Below are 553 nucleotides of genomic sequence, written 5' to 3' on the forward strand. Positions count from 1 at the left end.
GCGCTCCTCGGGGACGGCTACCTGGTCCGCCAGTCGGACACGACCGGCCTCACCCTCGTCGACCTGCACGAGGGCCTCCAGGCCGGCGCCACCGAGGCGGACCTGCCCCAGCGCGTCATCGTCACCGCGGCGGAACTGGGCGACCGGACCGTGCCCCGGGCCGGGTGGACCGTGGACCGCTTCGGCGGCCACGTCGCCTACGCGGGCGCGGACCGCCGGGTGCGGATCGTCCCCTCGGGCGTCCCGGCCTCCCGCATCGCCGTCATCGACGCGGAAACGTCGCCGTCCGCCCTGGACATCAAGGCCGGGAAGACCTGGACGTCGCGCTGGTGGCTGTCGAAGCCCGCCGCCTCCTGGACGCTGACCTGGAAGAACAAGGCGAGCGGCAAGGCCGTGCGCACCCTGTCCGGCGGCGAGGTCCGCGGCCACCTGCCGGCCTCCTGGGACGGCACGGACGCGGCCGGGCGGTACGTCCCGAACGGTGCCTACACCTGGACCCTGACCGCGAAGCCCGCCGACGGCGCCGGCGCCGACCTGTCCGTCTCCGGGACCG

General features: G+C 75.6%; 1 protein-coding gene. It reads left to right on the forward strand.

The window, feature by feature from the left end:
* On the forward strand, window positions 1-553 hold a 553-nt coding region (locus LPA54_RS35875; RefSeq protein WP_306806602.1), incomplete at both ends, for a FlgD immunoglobulin-like domain containing protein.

The sequence above is a fragment of the Streptomyces sp. DH12 genome, assembly GCF_020873895.1.
Classification (GTDB): domain Bacteria; phylum Actinomycetota; class Actinomycetes; order Streptomycetales; family Streptomycetaceae; genus Streptomyces.